Origin of the sequence: Buttiauxella sp. 3AFRM03 (assembly GCF_003675305.1) — a bacterium.
GTDB classification, from domain to species: Bacteria; Pseudomonadota; Gammaproteobacteria; order Enterobacterales; family Enterobacteriaceae; genus Buttiauxella; species Buttiauxella ferragutiae.
Window position 1 is genome coordinate 5,159,075 of the sequence record NZ_CP033076.1, and the last position, 22,827, is coordinate 5,181,901.

Genomic DNA, 22,827 nt, shown 5'->3' on the forward strand with positions numbered 1-22,827 from the left:
ATTTCAGCTATAAGTTGTATCTCACGCGCTATATAAAACAGCCTTGAATCCAGCGCACCTTGCCCATGAACTCTTTTTTTGTCAAAATAACGGCGTAAGCGTCAAATACTTTAAGTATTACACGGACGTTATTTATACAGATATGAGTTTATGGAGCTATAATGAAGTATGTACTTGCACTTATGTTGGGCGTGGTATTATCCGGTTGTACAGCTAATGACTGGGTAGATGCTGCTGGTGGCATAATGCAGGCTAAAGATAGCCATGAAAAAGACAGCAGGAATAAGCGTATAAAAGCGGCTAATAAGGCTGCAGGTTACTAATATTTAGAGAAATTCACACATCCCTCTTCTGACTGTATAGAGTGAGAAGAGGAATGATCTTTTATGATGACTTACTGGCTAAATACTCCTTTGGCTCTCGCCTGTTGGCAGGAGATATAGCCATAATGTTTGCGGTTTCCATTCTCATCGAATGCCACATAAAAAGGCATTGTCTCAGCATCTTTTTTTAGCGTGTAATTGATGCAAGTCCCATTGATTTCTGGAACATTCATCTCACTGTCTGGTTTCCCACCCGCTGCAATAACGGAGCTTTTTGTCGCATTAGTCGCGTACGTCGCTTGTACTAACGGATCATTATCAAACTTCATAAAACTGAAACTACAGGCACTTAATAAAGGCACAATTATAAAAGGTGTATAGCGCATTGAATATCCTTCCGTAGAATATAATTACCAACAAAATTAAAATTAACGAACCGATTTTTCTTGCTCGTCAAAGCCACTTTCTCATATATATTAAGCGTATGAAGGACTCAGTACAATTACCGGGCTAATGGTCACGGTATTTAACAAAATGAAGAACAGGGGATATTGTCGCTGGGCATAAAAAAGCCCCGCAGATGCGAGGCTCACGGACAGGGGAATATGTTAATCGAACACACCGTTAATGACGGAGGTCACAATGGCCATGCTTAAAGCAATAAGCACCAAATCATTACCCACCGCTTGCCATGAGCCTCATTCGACTTTCCGTTACCCTGGCCTTTGTTGCCCTGGTTACCGCTATTACCACTGTTACCGTGATTACCGCCACCATTGCCGTTGCCCGGGTTTGCATAAACGGGGGCGGCAAGGACAGTCAGAGAAATAACCGCCGCAAATGCAGTTTTGAGAGTGCGACGCTTAATCATGATGCTTATTCCTTGAGGGGAAATACACACTTTGAAAATATGATGAGGTTATAACCTTAACAATCTTATGTTTTCTTATTTTTAAATACAGTTGCATGAATGACCTAACCATCAGATTTAAGTTGAGAAAAATTTACTCAAGCTATGAGTTAGAATTGTTCACATGCCTGTCGCATTCAGTGACTTTCACGATAAGGAAGTAAGGAAAATATTATGGACATTAGCGGGTTCACACTCTGGTTAGATCGCTGGAACCTCATTCCAGATGGTACACCGTTCACAACCCATACCTCCAAACTCTTGCCTGTTGAGACAATAACAGGAGGTATGAAAGCCATGCTTAAAATCACAGATGATGCGGATGAACAATCCGGTAATGCTCTAATGTCATGGAGGGAAGGAAATGGCGCAGCACAGGTTATTGCATATGAAAATGAAGCCATTCTTCTCGCACGCGCAATGGGGGAGGCATCACTCTCCTCTATGTCCCCGGAAGGTCAGGATGCTGAGGCGTGTCGGATTTTATGCTTTACAGCAAACAGACTTCACACCACCCCAAAACGGCCTTTACCACAACTTCCGACTCTGGCTGAGTGGTTTTGTCCTCTTCAATCAGCAGCCCAGCTGTATGGAGGCATCCTGTCGCGTAGCGCTGAAATAGCAGAAGAGTTGTTATCGACTCCACAAGAGTTGGTCGTATTACATGGCGACTTACATCATGAGAACGTTCTTTATTTCGGTGCCTCAGGCTGGCTGGCCATTGATCCAAAAGGAATCATCGGTGAACGAGGTTTCGACTTTGCCAATATTTTTACCAATCCGGATCTTGGCAATCCCATACCCCGGGTTGCTACTGTCCCAGGAATATTTAAACAACGACTGAATCTGGTTAGCGAAATGGCGGGCCTTGATAGAGAGCGTCTACTCAAATGGATCATTGCGTGGTGCGGACTCTCAACAACATGGTCACTCGAGAGCAACGAGACAGCATCCATAGCATTAGAAGTTGCAGCGCTGGCAGTGTCCGAACTGAATCAGTGAACATGCAGTCTCGAGTTAAATGCCCATAGGCCACCTGTCTGGATCTTGAAACAGGAAGTGTTGAGGCTATTTTCACGTCACCAGATTAAGCAGAAATAGTTAAATTGTTGATGTTGCAGTAAATCGTTGTTTTCAGACATTTTAGGTTACCTATCGCATAAATCGGTATTCTCTATACATCTTTTACTTTCTATCACCTAATCATTCGCCCGGCATTTAAATCCTTCTCAATTCAGTGGCTTAAATAGCTCTTTTCACCACCTGCAAGACTTTCAGTAGGGTCTATCCTTAGTTAAGACGCCTAAAAATGCAGCATTTTTCGAATACCCCTGTTATCAGGATGTTGTATTGATAATAGTTATCATTAACATGGGGTGTAGGCCTTTAGGCGCCAAAACATTAAGAGGTGAACTATGGATGTGCAAACCGGTAGCTTCGATCCCAGTGAATTTGCCTGGAAGGGACTGACGTTGACCCCTGATGCGTGCTCACATATTCGCAAACTGGCAAGCCAGCAACCTGGATTTTTGGGTGTGCGTTTGGGGATTAAACAGACAGGTTGTGCAGGGTTTGGCTATGTACTGGACACCGTAAAAGAACCAAAACCCGACGATCTCCTTTTTGAAACAGACGGCGCAAAGCTGTGGGTGCCACTTTCAGCGATGCCGTTTATCGACGGGACGGAAGTCGATTATGTGCGCGAAGGATTAAACGAAATATTCAAATTCAACAACCCGAAAGCCCAGCACGAATGTGGCTGTGGTGAAAGCTTTGGGGTGTAGGCGGGATTATGTCACGTAACACTGAAACGTCTGAAGAAGTGCAAACCTGGGCGGGCAGCCATTCTTATAAAGAAGGTTTTTTCACCCAGTTAAAAACCGACGAAATGGCGCACGGCATCAACGAAGATGTGGTGCGGGCAATTTCTGCGCGGCGTAATGAGCCTGAGTGGATGCTGGAATTTCGCCTGAGCGCATATCGTGCCTGGCTTGAAATGGAAGAGCCGCACTGGCTGAAGGCCAATTACGAAAAACTTAACTATCAGGATTACAGCTATTACTCCGCGCCGTCGTGCGGGAGTTGCGACGATAACGGTGAGTCTCAACCGGGTGCGGTTCAGAAACCCGGCAGCAACGCCTATCTGACCGGTGAAGTAGAAGAGGCATTTAAACAGCTAGGTGTTCCGGTGCATGAAGGCTCGAATATCGCCATGGATGCGATTTTTGACTCCGTTTCTGTTGCCACCACTTACCGTGAAAAACTCTCTGAACAGGGGATTATTTTCTGCTCCTTTGGCGAGGCGATTCACGAATTCCCTGAGCTGGTGCAAAAGTATCTCGGCACCGTGGTTCCGAGTAACGACAACTTCTTTGCCGCACTTAACGCGGCGGTTGCCTCCGACGGCACGTTTATTTATGTGCCGAAAGGCGTACGTTGCCCGATGGAGCTTTCTACCTATTTCCGTATTAACGCCGAGAAAACTGGGCAGTTCGAACGTACCATTTTAGTCGCTGATGAAGGCAGCTACGTCAGTTATATCGAAGGGTGTTCAGCACCTGTGCGCGACAGCTATCAGCTTCACGCAGCGGTGGTGGAAGTCATCATCCATAAAGATGCTGAAGTGAAATATTCCACGGTACAAAACTGGTTCCCAGGCGATGGCAACACGGGTGGCATTCTGAATTTTGTGACCAAACGTGCGCTGTGCGAAGGGGCAAATAGCAAAATGTCCTGGACGCAATCCGAAACCGGTTCTGCTATTACCTGGAAATACCCAAGTGTCATTCTTCGTGGCGATAACTCTATTGGCGAGTTTTTCTCTGTCGCCCTGACAGCCGGGAATCAGCAGGCCGACACTGGCACCAAGATGATTCACATCGGCAAAAACACCCGCTCGACGATTATCTCGAAAGGGATCTCGGCCGGACACAGCCAGAACAGTTATCGCGGTTTAGTGAAAATCATGCCGACGGCGACCAACGCCCGTAACTTCACACAGTGCGACTCGATGCTCATCGGCCCGGACAGCGGCGCGCATACTTTCCCGTATGTTGAATGCCGCAACAACACCGCCCAGCTTGAGCACGAAGCGACCACCTCGCGCATCGGGGAAGATCAGTTGTTCTATTGCCTGCAACGCGGGATAGCCCAGGACGATGCAATTTCGATGATCGTCAACGGGTTCTGTAAAGACGTGTTCTCAGAATTGCCGCTCGAATTCGCGGTGGAAGCACAAAAACTATTAGCGATCAGTCTGGAACATAGCGTCGGTTAAGGATTAAGGGAAAATTATGCTGAGCATTAAAGATTTACAGGTAAGCGTTGAGGACAAAGAGATCCTGCGCGGTTTGAGCCTTGAAGTGAAACCGGGCGAAGTACACGCCATCATGGGGCCGAACGGCTCCGGGAAAAGCACGCTTTCCGCAACGCTTGCCGGGCGTGAAGATTACGAAGTCACTGGCGGACAGGTGCATTTCAAAGGCAAGGGTCTGCTGGAATTATCGCCGGAAGACCGTGCCGGAGAAGGCATTTTTATGGCGTTCCAGTATCCGGTAGAAATTCCGGGAGTCAGCAACCAGTTCTTCCTGCAAACCGCGCTGAATGCGGTGCGAGAGTATCGCGGCCTTGAAGAACTCGACCGTTTTGATTTTCAGGATTTGATGGAAGAGAAGATCAAACTGCTGAAAATGCCGGAAGATTTGCTGAGCCGTTCAGTGAACGTGGGTTTTTCTGGCGGTGAGAAAAAACGTAACGATATTCTGCAAATGGCGGTGCTTGAACCGGAACTGTGCATTCTTGATGAGTCAGATTCCGGGCTGGATATTGATGCGCTGAAAATTGTCGCTGAAGGTGTTAACTCCCTGCGTGATGGCAACCGTTCATTCATCATCGTTACGCACTACCAGCGTATTCTTGATTACATCAAGCCTGATTTTGTTCATGTGTTGTATCAGGGCAGGATTGTGAAATCGGGAGATTTCAGTCTGGTGAAACAACTGGAGGAGCAGGGTTATGGCTGGCTTACCGAACAGCAGTAACAGCAACGCTCTGCAACAGTGGTACCACCTGTTTGAAAGCCAGGGCGATAAACGAAGCAAAGAAGCGCAGGAACATATGCAGCAAATGCTGCGTCTGGGTCTGCCAACGCGCAAACATGAAAACTGGAAATATACGCCACTTGAAGGGCTACTGAATAATCAGTTTATCTTGCCCGCACCTGAAGTTTTTACAGCTGTGCAACGCGACGAGCTGGTGCTGCCAATAGATGCGTGGCGACTGGTGTTTGTCGATGGGCGCTTTAACGCTGAGTTAAGTGACGATCTCACCAATAGTGGTTTTGACGTTATCGTTGATGAAAAGCGTGATTCTTTGCCAGCAGCCGTGCAGGGTGAAGTGTTTCTGCATCTCACTGAAAGCCTCGCCGAAAGCGTGACGCATATCCGTGTTGCGCGAAATCATAGCCCCGCTAAGGCGTTGTTATTGATGCACATCAGTCGTGGCAGTGAATTGGGTGAAATGAATACTGCGCACTATCGCCACCATTTATCTCTTGGTGAGGGTGCTAAAGCGACGGTTATCGAGCATTACGTCAGTCTGAATGATCAGGCGCATTTCACGGGCGCACGCTTGACTGTAGATGCAGCGGCAAACAGCCAGTTGCACCACTACAAGCTGGCGTTTGAGAACGCGCAAAGCTACCACTTTGCCCATAACGATTTAGTGATAGGCCAGGATGCCACCGTTGACAGCAACAGCTTCTTGTTGGGTGCCGCGGTGTTGCGCCATAACACCAGTTCGCAGCTCAATGGCGAAAATACGCAGTTGCGCATGAACAGTCTGGCGTTGCCGATTAACAACGAAGTGTGCGACACGCGAACCTGGCTTGAACACAACAAAGGCTACTGCAACAGCCGTCAGCTGCATAAAACCATCGTGCGCGATAAAGGCCGTGCGGTGTTTAACGGCATGATCAAAGTGGCGCAGCATGCGATTAAAACTGACGGGCAGATGACCAACAACAACCTGTTGCTTGGGCGTCTTGCGGAAGTGGACACCAAGCCACAACTGGAAATTTACGCCGACGATGTGAAATGCAGCCATGGTGCCACCATCGGCCGTATCGACGATGAACAGATGTTCTACCTGCGTTCGCGTGGCATTAAAGAGCAGGCTGCACTTCAGATGATTATCTATGCCTTCGCCGCAGAGCTTACGGAAAGCATTCGTGACGAAGCATTAAAACAGCAAGTGTTGGCGCGGATCGGCCAACGGTTTGCAGGGGGCGAGGCATGAGTTTTTCCATAGAACGGGTGCGTGCTGATTTTCCAATTTTAAGCCGGGAGGTTAACGGGCAGCCGCTGGTCTATTTAGACAGTGCCGCCAGCGCGCAAAAACCGCAGGCGGTCATTGATGCTGAACTGGATTTTTACAGCCACGGTTACGCTGCGGTACATCGCGGGATCCATACGCTGAGCGCGGAAGCGACACAGTTAATGGAAAACGTACGCAACCAGGTTTCGCGTTTTATTAATGCGCAATCGCCGGAAGAAATCGTTTTTGTTCGCGGCACCACCGAAGGGATTAACCTGGTCGCCAACAGCTGGGGGCGTGCCAATATCCAGGCCGGAGATAACATCATTATTTCCACCATGGAGCACCACGCGAATATCGTGCCGTGGCAAATCCTCTGTGAGCATACCGGTGCAACACTGCGTGTGATTCCGCTGAATCAGGACGGCACGTTGCAACTGGATGTGTTCCCTACGCTGATTGATGAGCGTACAAAATTGCTGGCGATTACCCAGGTTTCTAACGTACTGGGTACTGAAAATCCGGTGCGAGAAATGATCGCCACAGCGCATCAGGCTGGTGTGAAAGTGCTGGTGGATGGGGCTCAGGCCATCATGCACCACTCTATCGATGTGCAAGAGTTGGATTGCGATTTCTATCTTTTCTCGGGGCATAAAATTTACGGCCCAACGGGTATTGGCGTGTTGTATGCCCGTGAAGAAATCCTGCAAAACATGCCACCGTGGGAAGGGGGCGGATCGATGATCGCCAGTGTGAGTCTGACCGCAGGCACGACCTACGCCGCGGCACCGTGGCGCTTCGAAGCGGGGACGCCAAATACGGCTGGGATTATCGGACTGGGCGCCGCATTACGTTATGTCGAGAGCCTAAACTTAACTGAGGTGAGCGAGTACGAGCAATCACTGATGCGTTATGCGCAGCAGGCGCTTCACGCGGTTCCAGACCTGACGATTTACGGCCCGGATCAACGTCTTGGGGTGATCGCGTTTAATTTGGGTAAACATCATGCCTACGACGTGGGGAGTTTTCTCGATAACTATGGCATTGCGGTGCGTACCGGGCACCATTGCGCCATGCCGTTAATGGCGTTCTACCAGGTTCCGGCGATGTGTCGCGCTTCGTTCGCCATGTATAACACTGAAGAAGAGGTGGATCGCCTGGTGACGGGGTTACAGCGTATCCATCGTCTATTGGGCTAACAGGGAGAAAGCCATGGCCACCATGCCCGACAAAGAAAAGTTATTGAAGAATTTCAGCCGCTGTAGCAATTGGGAAGAGAAGTATCTCTACATCATTGAACTTGGCGGGCGTCTGCCCGAGTTTCCTGAAAGTGAGCGCAAAGCGGAAAACACCATTCAGGGTTGCCAGAGTCAGGTGTGGATTGTGATGCAGCAACAGCCTGATGGTGTGATGAAGCTTGAGGGCGACAGCGACGCCGCTATTGTCAAAGGGCTGATTGCTATCGTGTTTATTCTCTACCAGCAGATGACTGCGCAGGATATTGTTGCGTTTGATGTTCGCCCATGGTTTGAGAAACTTGAGTTGGCTCAGCACCTTACACCTTCTCGTTCCCAGGGGCTTGAAGCAATGATCCGCGCAATCCGTACCAAAGCTTCTAATCTTAGCTAAACTCAAAGAACAGCTTTCATCCTGTAAACGCGAGGTAATTTTATTGCCTCGCATGGCTTTCAGCATTCCGGCGTTCAGCCGGTGAATACAGGAATTCAGTATGAAACGCGCGTTCTCTCAAATTACATTAATTCTTATCAGTGCCCTGGCGGCAAGCCAGTCGGCCTGGGCCGTTGACTATTTATTGCCCCCTCCGGGCAGCCGAATAATCGGCGAGAATCAAACCTATATTGTTCCTGGTGATGGTAAAAACCTTGAGGCAGTTGCTGCGAAATATAATACCGGAGTGTTACTGTTAATCGAGGCAAACAATACCGTTGACCCTTTCTTACCGAAACCGGGCAGTGAATTAACCATACCGTCGCAAATGATTCTGCCAGATGCCCCGCGTGAGGGGATTGTTATCAATTTGGCCGAGTTGCGGTTGTATTACTATCCGCCAGGGCAGAACCGGGTTGAGGTTTATCCGCTCGGTATTGGTCAGCTTGGGCGTGAAACACCGGTGATGGTGACTCGCGTCAGTCAAAAAATCCCTAATCCGACCTGGACGCCAACCGCGAATATTCGTGCACGTTCAGCCGCACAAGGTATTACGCTGCCCGCAGTGGTGCCAGCAGGGCCTAATAACCCACTTGGGCGTTATGCACTGCGCCTGGAGCAGGGCGGCGGTGAGTTTTTGATTCACGGCACTAATGCCCGTAACAGTATTGGCTTACGCGTGAGTTCGGGTTGTATGCGTATGCGTGCGCCGGATATTAAAGCGTTGTTTAGCCAGGTAGCGTGGGGGACACGGGTTCAAATCATCAACGAACCGGTGAAATTCAGCATCGAACCTGATGGCAGGCGTTATGTGGAAGTGCATCAGCCGTTGTCGCGTAATGACTGGGAGAATCCACAAACCGTGCCGATTGCTATTTCAGCCTCGTTTGGTTCGTTTATCGACAACCCGATGAGTGACAAAGCGCAAGTGGATAGTGCCATCGCAAGGCGAGCGGGTTATCCGGTGTTAGTGAATGCTGCACAAGGTGTTCCATCACAACCCGTCAACATTACCCCGATACAGAGCGTCAGAACGACCACAGGCAGCGCGCCTGCGACAAACAGTACTGGGAGCATGGTTAGCCGGCAGAGTAGCGTGGTGATGAATTAGAGGCGTTTTGAGTGCAGGATATTCAGGCAAAAAAAATGGCGCACAATGTGCGCCATTTTAATACAAGTACTCTTACTTACGGTAAGAGTGAGCTTGGTTGTCCAGACGCTGGTTAGCGCGTGCTGCGTCGTCTTTAGCAGCTTGAACGTCAGAACGCATTGCGTTCACGTCGTTGCTCAGCTGATCAACTTTAGCGTTCAGAGTCTGAACGTCAGAAGACAGTTGATCGATTTTAGCGTTAGAAGAACAACCTGCCAGCATAGTAGAAGCCAGGATTACCGCGCCCAGTACCAGTTTAGTACGATTCATTATTAATACCCTCTAGATTGAGTTAATCTCCATGTAGCGTTACAAGTATTACACAAAGTTTTTTATCTTGAGAATAAATTTTTGATGGGAATGCACTTAAATTTGATCGTTCGCTCAAAGAAACACCGAACCGAGGCTAAAACCTAAAAAAAATAGAAAAAACAGAGGATTTTAATCGGATTCATCTTAGTAAAACACGACTTAAATAGAGCAGGCCGATTTGCTTTTTAATCAGAAATGGCTTCTAAGCCGAATAAAAAAAGCGCCCGAAGGCGCTTTTTAAGCAAATTATTCGTTCACAGTAAATTTACAGTACGTGAACAGACGCAGTATTGGTTGTGCCACTTGGTACCAGAGCACCAGAAACCATCACTACGATGTCGCCTTTGCGAGCCAGGCCGCTTTCCAGCGCAACTTCTTTACCCAGACGGTAGAAATCATCAGTAGAAGCGATTTCTTTAACCAACTGAGGAATCACACCTTTGCTCAGAACTAACTGACGAGCAGTCACTTCATTGGTGGTCAGCGCCAGAATAGTTGCGTTCGGGAAGTATTTACGCACAGCTTTCGCTGATTTACCGCCCTGGGTTGCGACCACAATGACTGGCGCTTCCAGGTTTTCTGCAGTTTCAACCGCACCACGGCAAACTGCTTCAGTAATGCGCAGTTTACGGCTGTCATGGTTGTTATCCAGACGGCTGGTCATCACGCGGTCAGTACGCTCACAGATAGTAGCCATGATGGTCACGGCTTCCAGAGGGTATTTACCTTTAGCAGACTCACCAGACAGCATTACTGCGTCGGTACCGTCGATGATGGCGTTAGCAACGTCACCAGCTTCTGCACGGGTAGGGCGTGGGTTTTTGATCATGGAGTCGAGCATCTGAGTTGCAGTGATAACAACTTTACGAGCGCGAACACATTTCTCGATCATCATCTTCTGAGCGAAGATAACTTCTTCAACCGGGATTTCAACGCCCAGGTCACCACGAGCAACCATGATACCGTCTGAAGCTTCGAGGATTTCGTCGAAGTTGTTCAGGCCTTCCTGGTTTTCGATTTTAGAGATGATCTGGATGTTTTCGCCGCCATGAGCTTTTAAATGCTCGCGGATTTCAACGACGTCAGAACGTTTACGGATGAAGGACGCAGCAACGAAATCAACGCCTTGTTCGCAACCGAAGATCAGATCTTGTTTGTCTTTTTCAGCCAGAGCGGGCAGAGCGATGGAAACACCTGGCAGGTTAACGCCTTTGTTTTCGCCCAGGTCGCCGTTGTTTAGTACTTTACAAACAACGTTTTTACCTTCAATTGCAGTGACTTCCATACCGATCAGACCATCGTCTACCAGTACAGTATTGCCCACGCTCAGGTCGCTGGTGAAACCTTCGTAAGTCACAGCAACGATGTCGCTGTTACCTACAACAGTTTTGTCAGTGGTGAAAGTGAAAGTCTGGCCCGCTTTCAGAGAAACGTCTTTGCCGCCTTCCAGTTTGATGGTGCGGATTTCAGGACCTTTGGTGTCCAGCAGAATTGCTGCTTTCTTACCTGATGTCGCCATTACGTTGCGCAAGTTCTTGATACGCTGACCGTGTTCTTCGTAGTCACCGTGGGAGAAGTTCAGACGCATTACGTTCATGCCAGCATCAAGCATGTTGCTCAGCATTTCTTCGGATTCGGTTTTTGGACCGATGGTGCAAACAATTTTAGTCTTTTTCATGACAGTCTTATCTGTAAGTTGAGAAGGATTGTGAAAATTCGGTTCCGGTCGATACGGGCGCCGGAGCGCAAACTAAAGCTGGTATTGTTCAAGTGCCACCTGGTAAGGATAGGTGACAGAAATAAAGCGTGCAGAGGAAAGTGTGCTTGCGGTTCAGCCTGCCGGTGATGTGGATTGCTTTCTAATGTAATAAGACAGTTCAATGTGCTGAAACCATTCAAGTCAGGACCTCGCATATTATAGAGGTAACTTGCAGCGAAAGGAATTAAAAACACTGTTTCAAAATCGGAATGCGCAGAAATACAGCGAAGTGTTATCAATGCGTTAATAAAATATTGCCGAGACTGGTAAGAAAAAAAGAGTGGTGTCCTGTTTTTGGCAATGGGTTTACATCCGGAAAAACGCTTCAGCTTTCTCTATATGATGAATGGATCTTAAAAATTATTTGCAGAATGTAATATTTTTTTGAAAGCAGATTGTGGGCATTAAAAACCCCTTACTGGACAACGAAGTTCCCACGCTGGCAAATCTCGTTACTATTCAGAAATAGCCCTTTACACGGTAAGCTTTCAATTGTTATTCACGGATGAGCAATTTAGCGCCAATTCACTTGAAATATTTTCAACTTAAGTTTTATTAATCTTTATGTGCTTGATTAGGTTATTTCTTAGCTACATTATTATTGAACAATGGATAGGAGGTAAATGATTTACCTCTGAGTGTTATTATTAATCACGGATTTTGATTATGTTGTCACTGGAAATGGAAGAAGATGTTGTCCTGCGGGTAAAAGGCATGGAGAAAATGCTTGAAGGAATTGTCCGCGAACTCAAAGCTAACAAGGGTGTTGTCGATGAGTTTATTCGGGATGATATTGCTAGATTCCGACATTGTTCAAAAGATGTAATATCACACCATGTTCAGGTTTCGCGCAGCGTACGTAAAAGACTGGAAGACGTCACCATCCATTCTCAAAAACGCGTACGCAAAACAGCACAGAATAACTTGTTATATGGTGTATTGTGCGGAATGTCTTTCTGCATGATTCTGCAATTGATGTAATTAACATCAATTCATGGTAACTGTATTGGGGGAGAAAGTAAGCTTTCTCCCTTTTTTATCACTGATATTCAGAAATATGATTGAATAATCATGACTCTTTTTGAGTTAAATATTTATACATAGACGATGTCAATGGGATATGAAGATTAATGCTTTTACCTGGTAAGGTATGATTAAACCATTGTTCATAGAACTGTTTGAAATCTGGGCGTTCAAATCGAGTTAAAAGCGTCTTATCAATAATTTTTTTAAACTCAGTATCGTCATGACGTAGCATAATACCGAGGTTCTGGGCAGGACCGAAAACCCCATCTGAAACAGCATATTGTGATGAATTCCCACTATTTTCAATAAGTTCTCTTAATGACACTTCATTCATGGCAGCAGCAAAACATTTATGATTGCTCATCATATCAAATGACTCTTTCATCGTTGGTTGAGAAAGGATCAAAATATTAAGCTTTTGCAGACGGTTAAGCTGATTAAGATTCACTAAGTCAGATGAGCCTCTTGCCACACTGATTGTTTTCCCCGCTAAATCGTTATAGGTGTGAACAAAATTCCCTGCCTGCATCCCCGCACGTGTACTCACAGATAAATAATGGCGAGAGAAAAGAACAAGGCTTGCACGTTTCACAGTATCAGTGTTCACCGAACAGTCCATATCAATAATATTATGGTTTAGCATTGTGGTGCGCATCGTAAGGGGCACCGGAACATAATTAACCGCCAGATTGCTAATATGCAGTTCCTTTTTCAAGGATTCGGTAACATCTCTGCATAAGTCAATGACATATCCAATAACATGCCCATCGCTGGTTTTATAAGAGTAGGGGGCTGCATCACGATAGCCAATATTAATCATTTTACGTGCAGAAATATTCTGCAAAGTGGAGAGGTTTGAGTCGGCATGAACCAGTCCTGTATAGCAGACGAATAAAAAACTTAGGCTATATGTAAGAAAACTCATTTTTTTCATTTTTTTAACTTTTTATTGTTGGCTAAATTCCCCGGGGGTGCCCCGGTGAAAACCTTTTAATAAGAATAAAATTGTTTCGAAAGCGTTGATTGCTGCAACTCAGGTGATAATGGCAAGTTGAGCGTAATACCTTCAGGCATGATTGGCTGCATGAACCATTTGTTATAAATAGTAATGAATTCAGTGCTCAACATCAGGCGCTTCATCGCGTGATTAATCAACTCCGCAAATTGGGGGTTACCTTTCTGCATCGGCATTCCGATGGGCAGGCGCGGGCTTAGCAAGTCATCTGATAGGGTAAACGCCTCGGGATTGGCTGAAAGCGCTATTTGCCCAAGTAATAAAACCTCACTGGAGATAATTGCTGGCGTTCTGCCGCTTTCAAGTTCAGAGAAGGCTTTAACATTGTCGGTATCAAGGTCAATGTTAAGGGATAGCTGATACAAAGCATTAGCATCCTGGATGTGCCTGACGAACACGGTGCCACTTTTTACCATCACCGTATGCCCATTAAGTTCGGTAATGCCCGAAATATCATCTTCCTTACGCGAGACAAAACGAGTTGCCGAAAAGAAATAGGGTTCGGAAAACGTCACGGTTTGTTGGCGCTCGGCGGTGTAGATCGTGGGAATACATCCCATATCGATCGTTTTATTTTTGATGGTTAAAAATTGAGTAGCAATGGTGACTGGAACCCAATTAATCTTCAACAATGGCAGATGAAGTTCCTGCCTGATCATGTCGACCAGTTTATAGCAGATATCAATGGAGTATCCGTGTGGTTTGTTATCTGCAACATAGGAGAAGGGGAAAACATCTGTCTCATAGCTCAGCGTAATCGCGCTGGTTTTCTCGATTCTTCATGGCTTTTCTATTCAAAAAATCCAGCACCAGAACCAACGCCATAGGCAATCAAGACCCCTGGCATCAGGTAAATGGCTACCGTCCCGGTAATCGAATGATACCAGTGGTACCCCCCGTGGTTGTTGGGCTCCTTCCTTGCCGGCGGCACAACTTCATGACGAATGAGCTCTTTATCAACCATTGTTCTGTACGTGCTCTTATTAAATGATTAAAGAAGGCTTAGTGGGATTTAATAATATAAACTGTGATCTTTATTTTCGTTTATATGTCGATTTTTTTAAAATGTTGTTTGATTGGTGTTAACTTGTCGTGGTTTTTTTTCCGGTTTGTCATGTTCACGAAAAACATGTTCAATATTTCATTCGAAAACATGAATTATAGAGTTGGCTAATTAGTACGTCAACGGCAAACATTGACATAATCATGATTTCATACGTATTTCTGATTTAATTATTGATAGAATAAATAGTCATAAAATAGCTGTTCTATAAACCGAGATATCCATCATTCGCATACTTATGCATGAGACTCTAAAACTTCGCATAATTTGTTAACAGGTTGTGGGTGATGAAACAGGAAGCCATGGGCTAAATGGATGCCACAGTTCTGAACTATTTGATATTCCTCTTCAGTTTCGACACCTTCAATCAAAACTTGGTTACCTGAAGTTTTGCAAAGTTCTACGACATGATGGAGAAATGCCTCACCCCCCCAGTACCAATGTACGGCTCTTTAACTTTTTGCGATTCGGTAATTTCCATTTCTAGTTGCCATCAGTTTGCTAACCAGACTAAGGAAGTTAGTGTCGAGCAATGTTTGTGGTGAAATATTTACCGAAAGCGTCATGCCAGGAAAACGAGACAGTTCATGATGAATAGCTTCAACGGCATGTTCCTGTACCCAAAAAAATCGACTTCCGGCATCATACCGACGCGTTCGTAATATTCTAAAAAGTAGGGAGGGGGGATTTTCCCATCACCGCTTTGGTGTCGTAACAACACTTCCATTGCGACAATTTTTTGATTATCTAGATTTATCTGGGGCTGATACCACAGAACAAAATTAACCCTATTTTGCAGGGCGTTAATATTATTAATCATGGCAGGAGTTGCCCATCCGACCATATGCTGGATAGGCGGAACGATATGCCATAGGGTTGCATAGTAGGCGATGATGTAATCCATCGCGGGAGTCATTAAAAATGGGATGAACATTACCGGGTTCAACACGACCGGCACACCAAAGATCAGGGGTTCATTGATGTTGAAGATAGCTAACGGCAGTGAAGCATTGATTAAATGGCGGTTAGATGGGGTGCGGCTAATTAAGAGGCTCAGCGTCCCTCCACTTCCTCCAGAGGCACACCATGTCTCATAAAAGGGAACACTTAATATATTTAATGATTCGCGTCCGGCTTTCCAGGCATCAAGGTTGGATGTCGTCGCATTCATGAATCTAAAGCCAATGTCCTGGAAAATATAATAACCGTGGATGCCGAAGAACCAGCAACAACAACTAAGTCTCGTAATACTGAAAATGGCATAATAGCCATAGTGCAACTGAAAATGGCCTGCGAAATTCGGTTGTTAATAAAATTTAACTGGTTGGGAATGTTATTTGCATTTTTTATGGTTAAAAAATATTATATCACTACAATCAAAATGACGATATTGAATTTTATTCCTGATAGCTGTTAAGTAGAGAAAAAAATAACATTAACTGGATATGTTAGTTACATACACACTCCACGCGATACTTCATTTTTATTTGTGCGTATTTTCCATAGGTGGTAATTTTTCAACTGTCCAAAAATACACATTATTGCTCATGCAGCCAAGAATTAATTCTGAACAGTGAAAATTTATTAATCTATTTGGGCTGGTTATTTTAAAATGCGGAAGGAGGACCATAACCCCCCCTCAACGTCACTTATTTACTCTAATTCATAATGCGGCCTAAGCGTGCTCCTCCTGGGCTTTAAAGACCATGGCAATGGCATGAGCGCCAGGGTCCATGTTACCTACCAGGCTGTCGCTATTTAGATATGAAGAGCGACCGGCGTTGGCTTTAGCGGAATGGTAGGTTTTCTCGGCTCCCGCCTCAGCGGCCAGGTATGCGTTTTTAAGGTCGTCTGGTTGGTTTGTAAGCGCTTCGAGAGCGGGTTGCAATGCGTCAATCAATGTACGATCACCTAAATCGGCACCACCATAGAACTTCATCTGTGCCAGACCCGTTTGCAGCGCTGTTACAACTGACTCACCGTTCTGGAGTGATTGACCTGTAGCTGTAATCAATACACCGCTGGAGCCGCCCATCACCACGGTTAAACGCTCACCAATTAATGCGCAAAGCGTTTCCAGCTGGTTCAGCGGTAACTGGTTTTGTTGGTGTAATGAGGCAATTTCGTGGGCCCCGGCAGCAAATGTTGAACCGGTATCACCGTCGCCCATTTTGGCATCCAGCGCATTAAGTACACTTTCCAGGCTCGATAACGTTTGGGTGACCACATCCATATAGTGACCCACTGCGTTATTTTCTGAAGGCTGGAATGCGACTCGGGCGCTTTGTAAAGCACAGGGCATGATGCGCGGTGAACGCAGGCGAACCAGTGTTTGCCCGTTAGCGGTTTCTACATCAGCCATCAGCGCTTTTTCAATATTGCCTTCCATTACCATTACCGTGATGGAAAAACCTTTTATATCCAGCGCACTTACTAGCGCTGCAGGCCTAATCAGCCAGTCGATACGGCCTGCTAAAGCGCTATGCACCAGTTCACGATTAAGGACAGCCATCTCGGTAACAGGAACGCCGCTCGGGCTGTGGAGCATCATCACCAGACGACCTGTCGCCGGTAACGCTGCGAGCAGTTTATCGACCATCAGTTTGATGATTTGCTGGCTATTTTGAGTGTGAATAACGCTGGACCCCGGTTCGCCATAAATATCAATTCCAAGCTCTGCCTGGCCAGGATGGTGGCGAACGGCAGCATCAGGATCCTGGGGAGGGTGGCAACTGGAGAGGGCAACACCAAGACTAAAGACGCGCGCCATAGCAAACGCGTTTCTTGCACAACTGTGTCCAGGCAGCTGCCTTGTTTGGCAAAATGACCCGCCACTTTATGGATAAGGATCGTGCCTGCAATACTGAGCGGCTGTTTGTTATCCGGCAGTGAAATATCATCCCCGACGATAACCATTTCGACTTTGTAGCCCAGACGACGCGCTTTTTCTGCCGCCGACCCAAAGTTGAGCCGATCGCCGGTGTAGTTCTTAACAATAAGCAGGTAGCCTGCTTCACCCGTCACCGCCTGGATTGCCGTCAGTACCGCATCAACACTCGGTGAAGCAAATCAATCACCGCATACCGCCGCAGTTAACATTCCTTTGCCAACAAAACCGACATGGGCAGGCTCATGCCCGGCACCACCGCCGGAAATAATGGCAACCTTGCTTTTATCCAGCTCACTGCGCCCCACGCACCACAATACGGATGGCCGGGTCGGTTTCCAGTCGGCTAAATTGTTCCACGGGCTGGCGACAATGGCCCCCTCGATGGCGTCATTAACAAGATTTTCGCGTTGATTATAGAAAAATTGCGACATAACGGTTTCCTGAACATGAGGTACAACATTCGCCCGGAGCGAATGTTAAGGATGGAAGATTGGGTTGTGTAACTACGAACGGACGGGTACGTTTTCCAGCGTTAGCGAGTCACCGTTGCAAAAATTTTGCAAGGCATCTCCCTGTTGGCAGAGGAACGGAATACCAGCCTCTCTGGCAATAATTGCACTATGCGACAGAGCGCTTCCTTCTTTCAGGCTGATACCTGCCACTTTGCGGGTATCCAGTTGAAGCACCACGGAGGGAGAAATATCATCGGCAATGATGATCGTCGGGCGCTGAAGTTGCGGGTGTCTTTCCGTGGTTTGCGTCAGATGGCCTAGCGTGCGCTGCAAAATATCGTCTACGTCGATGTAACGCGCTTGTAGATAGGCATCATCCAGCTGACGATACTGCGCACTTAAATCAGCCATCACAGTATGCCAGGCCCATTCGGCGCTATAGCCATGAGTGCGCAGCAATTCGCTGGCGCTGTCAATGAGTTCTGCATCGTCGAGCAGGGTATGGTGACCCGAAAAAATCGTCGCAATGTCGTCGGAATATTTTTCAGCAGCCAGTTGGGTGAGGTTGTTGAGATCGTCAAGAGTATGGCTGATGGCCATTTTCAGACGTCTGGCTTCTTCATCAGCGCTGTTACTGGCTGATTCACTTAATGAAAAATTAACCGGAGAGTAGCGCAGCACCTCACCGCTGACAGTAACCATACCCGCAGTGGATTGCTGGCGGGAAGGTAGTGTTGCCAAATCCTCGCCAAAGTTTTCCGCCGCCAGTGTTTTAAATGCTGCCAGTGCTTCAGCGGCTTCCGGGCCTTTAGCAATTAAGCGAAGTGTGTCGTGGTAGCGAACCTGGAGCAGGGCAATCTGGTTAATGCTATCTGGCTTGACGCATTTACCGTCTTTTTCGAGCACCAGATGTGCATCAAACCCTGCCAGCGCTGCAACCAACCGCGCCGCTGGGCGAACATGCAAACCATGAGGATTGTTGATGACCGCAGTGGCAGACAACGCTTCACCGCCAGGTGATTCATTACTCGCCAACGTTGGTGCTGGGGTCTCTTCCGCTGGTAGCCCTAACTGCATACGTTTCACCTGTAGCGAGTTTTGCGCATCCATGATCACTTTTTCAATGCCAGCACCTGCGGCTGCGCTGACTGTAGCCGCTAAGGTTCCTTCTACCAGAGACGCTGCGCATAAGCGGACTTTCTGTGCGATGGCGGGGTCGAGTAATTCCAAAGCCGTCTCAGCACTCAGTAAGGCGCTCCCCATATCCATCATGACCAGCACATGATCGGTATCGGCCACGGATTCAATCGCTTCCATGATTTTAATAGGATCCGTACCAATGGGATTCACAGGATCGTCGATCCCTGCGGCGATGGCCAACCGACAGCAATCCCCCTTAACATCTGCCGGGCTAGTTCCCCGACTCCCTGGCCCAGTTGGGCGCTATGAGAAACAATTACCAAGTTTACCATCGCCTTATCCTTTGCTTTACTCTCTCGCCGCCGCGGCCAGCATTTGCATCATAAACAACACTGAGGTTGCACCAGGATCCTGATGCCCGATGCTGCGCTCACCCAGATAACTGGCGCGCCCTTTGCGAGCCTGCATCGTAATGGTCGATTGTGCGGCCTGCTCAGCAACCTGGCAGGCAGTATCCAGGGCCGCCAGCAGCGACAAATTTTGTTCGCTGGACTGCTTTAGCGATTCGGCAACCGGTAGCCAAACATCACACATGGTTTTGTCACCAGGCTCTGCTTTGCCTCGGTTAATCACGCCGTCGGCACCTTCACTGATCATCTGATACAGCTCATTGAGCATCAGACTTTGGTGGGCCTGAGTCACTTGGGCTGCACGAATAAAGAAGGTTCCAAAGAGTGGGCCACTGGCGCCGCCAACATTGGAAAGCAGCACCATGCCGGTGTTCTTCAGGATAAAACCAATGTCTTTGTTAGCAATGGAAGGGAGTTTTTCCACGACCTTGCTAAAACCACGGTGCATATTCAGCCCATGGTCGGCATCACCTATTTCTCTGTCCAGCCCGGTCAGAAAATCACACTCGGAGGTGAAAATCTTCCCGCAGCGGTAGAGCCAGTTAACAATTTGATTTTTGGTTAGTGACATTGCAATCTCCTTAGTGACCCCAATTCAGTGCAGGGGTGTGAACAGGGGCATCCCACAAAGCGAGAGTCTCTTCATCCGCTTTCAGTAAGGTAATCGAGAAGCCTGCCATATCCAGCGAAGTACACCAGGTGCCGACCAGATTACGAACGATAGAAATCCCGGCTTCCTGGCAGCATGTTTCCAGGCGGTTGTAGACGGCGTACAGCTCAGAAAGTGGGGTGGTTCCCAAGTTGTTGACCATCGCAATCACCTTATCGCCGCTTTGCAGTGCCTGTTTGGCTTGTTTTACTTCCTGCCAATTGCCCTTGGTGCGATCCCATTGGCGCAGGGTTCGGCTGTAGTTACCATTTTCGAGTAAGGTGCTAAACATCTCATCTACGGTGTTATCCAGCGAGGTGAAACTGCGGCGATCTATACCTGGTTCACCGTGAATGCCCACGCCAAACTCCATTTCGTCATCCTGAAGCTCGAAAGAGGGGATCCCCGCCGCAGGAACGGTACAGGCGCTTAACGCGATACCAATAGAGAGCCCCACATTATTCAGCTTGCGACCCAGTTCGGCACAGGCTTCCAGAGAATCGCCTCGTTCTGCTGCCGCCCCAACCAACTTTTCAATCAAGACCGTATTGGCAACACCGCGGCGTCCTGCGGTGTACAGGCTATCTTTTACTGCCACATCGTCATCGACCACCACCGTGGTGACTTTAACGCCGCCTTCGTGTAGCAGCTCGGTTGCGGTTTCAAAATTGAGGATATCGCCGGTGTAGTTTTTAATAATCAGCAGGACGCCTTCACCGCCGTCAATCGTCATGGCGCATTCGTACATTTTGTCCGGTGTTGGGGGGGTGAAAATCTCACCAGGACAAGCCCCGGTAAGCATTCCCTGGCCGATAAAGCCGCAATGCATCGGTTCATGGCCACTACCGCCGCCAGATAAAAGAGCGACTTTCCCGGCAATAGGGGCATCGGCACGGGTCACGTAAACCGGGTCCTGATGCAGTTTCAGTTCAGGATGAGCTTTAGCCAGCCCACTAAGTTGCTCGCTCAGTACATTTTCCACACGGTTAATCAGTTTTTTCATTATTCATACTCCGCAGGAAATCTATGGGCCATTGGGGTGTTCAGGCCCGGTGTAGGGTATCGGCATTCACAAAACCTTTTGCAGCCGACGAATAATTCTCTCCTGGGCAGGAAAAAAGAAAATAGTGAAAAAACCAGTTCCATAGTGGAACGAAAAATCATTAATTTGTTTCAAAATGGAACTCATTTTGCCAGCAAACAACAACAATGAGAGCCAGGGCAATCTTTTGAATGTTTCTGATGTGCTCGCCAGGTCCAGTGGGCATCATTTTTTCGGAGGGTTGAGGAAAATAGGGTTATTATTCAGTTTCTGTATTCACACTGACTGTGATGCAAAGACGGATCAGGATCTCAATCCTTACTTTTACTCAGGTTATGCGTTCCATAATGAAACTTATATTTTAATTTTACGTTTCACATGGGAACAAAAATTATGAAGATTTTTTTGTCCCGCACCCGCTCTAGAGTGATGTTACCGCGCCGCAGTGTTCAACCTCTCGCTGGAATCGATTAGCAAGAGTGAGCAACGTCAGGCGTCATCATGTAAATGAGTTCAAAAAATCAATTTGAGGGTGAAGAGAATGCTACAAGTTATTCAATCTCCGGAAAAATATCTCCAGGGTCCTGATGCATCCGCGTTGTTTGGTCAATATGCTAAAAATTTAGCGGATAGATTTTTTGTGATTGCTGATGATTTCGTGATGAAGCTGGCTGGGGACAAGGTGCTCAATGGTTTGCACCAGCACGATATTATCTGCCACGCAGAGCGTTTTAACGGTGAATGTAGCCATGTGGAAATCAACCGCCTGATTGCCATTCTGAAACAGAAAGGCTGCAAAGGCGTGGTGGGTATCGGTGGAGGGAAAACCCTCGATACCGCAAAAGCGATTGGTTATTACCAGAAACTGCCAGTTGTTATCATCCCGACCATTGCTTCTACTGATGCGCCAACCAGCGCGTTGTCTGTTATTTACACCGAAGCCGGCGAGTTTGAAGAGTACCTTATTTACCCGAAAAACCCCGATATGGTGGTGATGGATTCTGCCATTATCGCCAAAGCGCCAGTACGTTTGCTGGTGGCCGGGATGGGCGATGCACTCTCTGCCTGGTTTGAAGCGAAAGCGTGTTATGACGCAAGAGCGGTCAGCATGGCGGGTGGGCAGTCCACCGCTGCGGCATTAAGCCTGGCGCGCCTTTGCTACGACACCTTGATGAACGAAGGTGAAAAAGCACTGCTGGCGGCACAAGCAGGTGTGGTGACGACGGCACTGGAACGCATTATTGAAGCAAACACCTATCTGAGCGGTATTGGCTTTGAAAGTAGCGGTTTGGCGGCAGCGCATGCGATTCATAACGGTTTCACCATCCTTGAAGAGTGCCACCATCTTTACCACGGTGAAAAAGTCGCTTTCGGTACGCTGGCACAGTGAGTGCTGCAAAACAGCCCGATGGAAGAGATTGAAACGGTGATGGGCTTCTGCCAGCGAGTCGGCCTGCCAATCACACTTGTGCAGATGGGCGTTAAAGAAGGCATTGAAGAGAAAATTATGGCTGTTGCAAAAGCAACCTGTGCGGAAGGGGAAACGATTCACAATATGCCATTCCCGGTTTCGGCAGAAAGTGTTTATGCCGCCATCCTTGCAGCAGACCGTTTTGGCGAACAGTGGCTGGCAGGTAAATAACGCCAGCTGACAAAGAAAATGACGACACGGTTAAAAACGTGACCTTGCCTCCGCCTTTCGGCG

18 protein-coding genes and 5 pseudogenes are annotated in these 22,827 nt (G+C 47.5%); 11 read left to right on the plus strand and 12 right to left on the minus strand.

Going from position 1 to position 22,827, the window contains the following annotated elements:
- The first annotated feature begins 161 nt into the window (after positions 1-161).
- Entirely contained in the window at positions 162-323 is a 162-nt protein-coding gene (locus tag D8682_RS26975) for a hypothetical protein (RefSeq protein ID WP_166642090.1), read from the plus strand.
- A gap of 71 nt (positions 324-394) precedes the next feature.
- Here the strand turns inward: D8682_RS26975 and D8682_RS25695 are convergent, their stop codons facing one another.
- A complete protein-coding gene (locus tag D8682_RS25695) occupies positions 395-709 on the minus strand; it encodes a hypothetical protein (RefSeq protein ID WP_051873658.1) in 315 nt (104 codons plus the stop codon).
- Between the two features lie 296 nt (positions 710-1,005).
- A pseudogene (locus D8682_RS25700) lies at positions 1,006-1,194 on the minus strand (hypothetical protein); the annotation flags it as partial.
- A 213-nt stretch (positions 1,195-1,407) separates the two neighbouring features.
- On the opposite strand from D8682_RS25700, the gene D8682_RS25705 reads away from it, so the two are divergent.
- From D8682_RS25705 to D8682_RS25740, 8 genes are all read left to right on the plus strand, one after another.
- Positions 1,408-2,235: an aminoglycoside phosphotransferase family protein gene (locus tag D8682_RS25705; protein WP_121815524.1), complete on the plus strand. Its 828-nt coding sequence runs from the start codon at positions 1,408-1,410 to the stop codon at positions 2,233-2,235.
- A 413-nt stretch (positions 2,236-2,648) separates the two neighbouring features.
- Entirely contained in the window at positions 2,649-3,017 is a 369-nt protein-coding gene (sufA, locus tag D8682_RS25710) for a Fe-S cluster assembly scaffold SufA (protein ID WP_121815525.1), read from the plus strand.
- Positions 3,018-3,025: 8 nt separating this feature from the next.
- Complete coding sequence (sufB, locus tag D8682_RS25715; protein WP_121815526.1) at positions 3,026-4,510, plus strand: Fe-S cluster assembly protein SufB; 1,485 nt, start codon at positions 3,026-3,028, stop codon at positions 4,508-4,510.
- 16 nt (positions 4,511-4,526) lie between these two features.
- Positions 4,527-5,273 (plus strand): Fe-S cluster assembly ATPase SufC, encoded by a 747-nt coding sequence (sufC, locus tag D8682_RS25720; protein WP_121815527.1) that lies wholly within the window; start codon positions 4,527-4,529, stop codon positions 5,271-5,273.
- The gene (sufD, locus tag D8682_RS25725) at positions 5,248-6,528 is read left to right on the plus strand and encodes a Fe-S cluster assembly protein SufD (RefSeq protein WP_121815528.1); all 1,281 of its coding nucleotides are present in this window, start codon (positions 5,248-5,250) and stop codon (positions 6,526-6,528) included. Before sufC ends, sufD begins: the two co-directional genes overlap by 26 nt.
- Complete coding sequence (gene sufS / locus D8682_RS25730) at positions 6,525-7,745, plus strand: cysteine desulfurase SufS (RefSeq protein WP_121815529.1); 1,221 nt, start codon at positions 6,525-6,527, stop codon at positions 7,743-7,745. The genes sufD and sufS overlap by 4 nt, the downstream gene beginning before the upstream one ends.
- A 13-nt stretch (positions 7,746-7,758) precedes the next feature.
- Positions 7,759-8,175: a cysteine desulfuration protein SufE gene (gene sufE, locus D8682_RS25735; protein WP_121815530.1), complete on the plus strand. Its 417-nt coding sequence runs from the start codon at positions 7,759-7,761 to the stop codon at positions 8,173-8,175.
- A 100-nt stretch (positions 8,176-8,275) separates the two neighbouring features.
- A complete protein-coding gene (locus D8682_RS25740) occupies positions 8,276-9,325 on the plus strand; it encodes a L,D-transpeptidase family protein (RefSeq protein ID WP_121815531.1) in 1,050 nt (349 codons plus the stop codon).
- Between the two features lie 72 nt (positions 9,326-9,397).
- On the opposite strand, the gene D8682_RS25745 is transcribed toward D8682_RS25740, so the two are convergent.
- The gene (locus tag D8682_RS25745) at positions 9,398-9,634 is read right to left on the minus strand and encodes a major outer membrane lipoprotein (RefSeq protein WP_034455915.1); all 237 of its coding nucleotides are present in this window, start codon (positions 9,632-9,634) and stop codon (positions 9,398-9,400) included.
- Between the two features lie 307 nt (positions 9,635-9,941).
- Positions 9,942-11,354 (minus strand): pyruvate kinase PykF, encoded by a 1,413-nt coding sequence (gene pykF, locus D8682_RS25750; protein WP_064547424.1) that lies wholly within the window; start codon positions 11,352-11,354, stop codon positions 9,942-9,944.
- 747 nt (positions 11,355-12,101) lie between these two features.
- Between pykF and D8682_RS25755 the strand changes: the two genes are divergently transcribed.
- The gene (locus D8682_RS25755) at positions 12,102-12,416 is read left to right on the plus strand and encodes a hypothetical protein (protein ID WP_064547422.1); all 315 of its coding nucleotides are present in this window, start codon (positions 12,102-12,104) and stop codon (positions 12,414-12,416) included.
- 88 nt (positions 12,417-12,504) lie between these two features.
- Here the strand turns inward: D8682_RS25755 and D8682_RS25760 are convergent, their stop codons facing one another.
- From D8682_RS25760 to dhaK, 8 genes and pseudogenes are all read right to left on the minus strand, one after another.
- On the minus strand, positions 12,505-13,395 hold the full coding sequence (locus D8682_RS25760; protein ID WP_121815532.1) for a transporter substrate-binding domain-containing protein: 891 nt from the start codon (positions 13,393-13,395) through the stop codon (positions 12,505-12,507).
- A gap of 56 nt (positions 13,396-13,451) precedes the next feature.
- Complete coding sequence (locus D8682_RS25765) at positions 13,452-14,252, minus strand: amino acid ABC transporter substrate-binding protein (protein WP_121815533.1); 801 nt, start codon at positions 14,250-14,252, stop codon at positions 13,452-13,454.
- Positions 14,253-14,775: 523 nt separating this feature from the next.
- Positions 14,776-14,949, minus strand: a pseudogene (locus D8682_RS27530) (EAL domain-containing protein); the annotation flags it as partial.
- A gap of 152 nt (positions 14,950-15,101) precedes the next feature.
- Complete coding sequence (locus D8682_RS25775) at positions 15,102-15,818, minus strand: PTS transporter subunit EIIC (protein ID WP_121815535.1); 717 nt, start codon at positions 15,816-15,818, stop codon at positions 15,102-15,104.
- 396 nt (positions 15,819-16,214) lie between these two features.
- A pseudogene (locus tag D8682_RS25780) lies at positions 16,215-17,860 on the minus strand (dihydroxyacetone kinase subunit DhaK).
- Between the two features lie 72 nt (positions 17,861-17,932).
- Positions 17,933-19,353 (minus strand): annotated as a pseudogene (gene dhaM / locus D8682_RS25785) (dihydroxyacetone kinase phosphoryl donor subunit DhaM).
- Positions 19,354-19,369: 16 nt separating this feature from the next.
- Positions 19,370-20,002, minus strand: coding sequence for a dihydroxyacetone kinase subunit DhaL (gene dhaL / locus D8682_RS25790; protein WP_121815536.1), 633 nt, complete (start codon positions 20,000-20,002; stop codon positions 19,370-19,372).
- A gap of 10 nt (positions 20,003-20,012) precedes the next feature.
- Complete coding sequence (gene dhaK, locus D8682_RS25795; RefSeq protein ID WP_121815537.1) at positions 20,013-21,083, minus strand: dihydroxyacetone kinase subunit DhaK; 1,071 nt, start codon at positions 21,081-21,083, stop codon at positions 20,013-20,015.
- Between the two features lie 580 nt (positions 21,084-21,663).
- On the opposite strand from dhaK, the pseudogene D8682_RS25800 reads away from it, so the two are divergent.
- A pseudogene (locus D8682_RS25800) lies at positions 21,664-22,764 on the plus strand (glycerol dehydrogenase).
- Positions 22,765-22,827 lie beyond the last annotated feature (63 nt).